Source organism: Gemella sp. 27098_8_92, assembly GCF_041433685.1.
In the GTDB taxonomy this organism is placed as follows: Bacteria; Bacillota; Bacilli; order Staphylococcales; family Gemellaceae; genus Gemella.
Map to the genome: position 1 here is coordinate 1 of NZ_JAPWBZ010000016.1, position 2,160 is coordinate 2,160.

Here is a 2,160-nt window from a genome sequence, read left to right on the forward strand (position 1 = left end):
CCATGCTCCGGATTTTAATTCTATATACAAAAAGACAAATATCCAATAAAATATAAAGTGTGACCTAAATACTAAGAAAGGATATTTGTCATGAATAATTGTATCACAGAATTACTACAAATAAAAGATAAAAATATAATAATAGATCCTACCTTCAAAAAAGAAAAAATAAAAGGACAAACACACTTTATATTTAAAGGTGTTCTATCATATAAACCAACAAAATGCGAATACTGTAATAGTAATAAAGTAGTAAAAAATGGATTTAATGAACCTACTACAATAAACCTACTGAAACTATCAGGCATACCCTCACGATTAACTCTAAAAAAACAAAGATTTAAATGTAAACAATGTAATAAAAAGTTTGTAGCTAGAACATCTCTTGTACTTAAACATTGTCACATCTCTCAAAATGTAAAACTATCAATCTTAAAAGTTCTAACAGCTACATTATCATTTAAACAAATATCTAAAGAACATAATGTATCAGAAAATACAACAATAAGAATACTAAAATCTTGTAGAAAACAAGTAGAAGTAAATTGTTATAAAAGCCTTCCGCAACACTTATGCTTTGATGAAATAAAATCAACAAAAGATAGTAAACATTCAATGAGCTTTGTATTTCTGGATGCCAAAACACATGATTTTATAGATATAGTAGAAGGAAGAACAAAATATATCCTAAATAGTTACTTCCTTAGATTTAAAAGAAAAACAAAAAACAAAGTTAAAACAATCTGTATAGATATATACCCACCATATATGGATATAATAAAAAAACACTTTCCAAATGCCCGTATAATAATTGATAGATTTCATATCATTCAAAATATAAACAGAGAGTTAAATAAAGAAAGAGTAAGACTGATGAATATCTACAGAGGCAAAAAAGGAAAAGAAGGTAGAAATTATACAATACTAAAGAACTTTTGGAGATTAGTACTAGCTGATGAGGATAAGATTGATTGTGAAAAGTATTTTTACAATAGGAGTTTTGGTAAATTAGTAACTAGACGAGATGTATTAAATTATATATTGTCATTAGATAAGTCATTTAGAGCTAGTTATGAGATAACACAAGAAGTAAGAAAAGCGGTAAAAGACAGAGATGAAGTAAGTTTAAAGGAACTAATGGATATGGATACAACTAGCTTACCTAGGGGGATAGCTAAAGCAATTAAGACGATGAAAAGGTATAAAGAATACATGGTTAATAGTGTTAAGTATGAGTATTTTAATGGTCCGTTAGAGGGGTTTAATAATAAGATTAAGTTAGTTAAAAGAGTTTCTTATGGTTATAATAGTTTTGATAATTTTAGGTTACGCATTTTGATTATGTCTAGGTTATTTGTTTCTAAGTATAAGAATAATGAAAGAGTTGGTAAGCATAGTAAAAATGCCAAGCAGCTTGAAGCTGCTTAGCATTTTATAGGGTTATTTTCTCATGCCCCGTATTTGACATAGAGCCTAAAAAAGCCACAAAATTAATTGTAGCTTTTAAGTCAAGATGACCCGTACGGGATTCGAACCCGTGTTACCGCCGTGAAAGGGCGGTGTCTTAACCACTTGACCAACGGGCCAAAAAATATAAAAGGCTGTTAAGCCTTTTATATAATAAATGAGCCATGAAGGACTCGAACCTTCGACCCTTTGATTAAAAGTCAAATGCTCTACCAACTGAGCTAATGGCTCATGGCTGGGATACCTGGATTCGAACCAGGGGAATGACGGAGTCAAAGTCCGTTGCCTTACCGCTTGGCTATATCCCAATGTTATAAAAGAATGGTGGGAAGAAGTGGATTCGAACCACTGAACCCTAAGGAGCGGATTTACAGTCCGCCGCGTTTAGCCTCTTCGCTATCTTCCCAACTATTAAAATGGTGGAGGTTAACGGGATCGAACCGCTGACCCCTTGCTTGTAAGGCAAGTGCTCTCCCAGCTGAGCTAAACCTCCGTTCAAATGGTGACCCGTACGGGATTCGAACCCGTGTTACCGCCGTGAAAGGGCGGTGTCTTAACCACTTGACCAACGGGCCAAAAAATGGCTCCACAGGCAGGACTCGAACCTGCGACCCTCTGATTAACAGTCAGATGCTACTACCAACTGAGCTACTGTGGAATAATAAGTCTAAAGCATTTGCTAAAGACTTCAAA

General features: G+C 33.7%; 1 protein-coding gene and 7 tRNA genes. 1 reads left to right on the forward strand and 7 read right to left on the reverse strand.

Features of this window, described 5'->3' with window-relative positions; translation table 11 throughout:
* The first annotated feature begins 90 nt into the window (after positions 1 to 90).
* Positions 91 to 1,428 carry an ISL3 family transposase gene (locus O3802_RS07605; RefSeq protein WP_371458997.1) on the forward strand — a complete coding sequence of 446 codons (1,338 nt, stop codon included), beginning with the start codon at positions 91 to 93 and terminating at the stop codon, positions 1,426 to 1,428.
* Between the two features lie 86 nt (positions 1,429 to 1,514).
* Here O3802_RS07605 and O3802_RS07610 read toward each other — a convergent pair.
* The 7 genes from O3802_RS07610 to O3802_RS07640 form a co-directional block, all read right to left on the reverse strand.
* Positions 1,515 to 1,586 (reverse strand) — tRNA-Glu (locus tag O3802_RS07610).
* Between the two features lie 39 nt (positions 1,587 to 1,625).
* Positions 1,626 to 1,698, reverse strand: a tRNA-Lys gene (locus tag O3802_RS07615).
* Between the two features lies 1 nt (position 1,699).
* A tRNA-Gln gene (locus O3802_RS07620) sits at positions 1,700 to 1,775 on the reverse strand.
* Between the two features lie 14 nt (positions 1,776 to 1,789).
* Positions 1,790 to 1,873: transfer RNA gene (locus O3802_RS07625), tRNA-Tyr, on the reverse strand.
* A gap of 11 nt (positions 1,874 to 1,884) precedes the next feature.
* Positions 1,885 to 1,960: transfer RNA gene (locus O3802_RS07630), tRNA-Val, on the reverse strand.
* 7 nt (positions 1,961 to 1,967) lie between these two features.
* A tRNA-Glu gene (locus O3802_RS07635) sits at positions 1,968 to 2,042 on the reverse strand.
* A gap of 6 nt (positions 2,043 to 2,048) precedes the next feature.
* Positions 2,049 to 2,125, reverse strand: a tRNA-Asn gene (locus tag O3802_RS07640).
* Positions 2,126 to 2,160: the final 35 nt, after the last annotated feature.

Coding starts and splice junctions, on each gene's coding strand:
- O3802_RS07605 (WP_371458997.1), top strand. CDS start 91: ATGAATAATTGTATCACAGAATTACTACAAATAAAAGATAAAAATATA.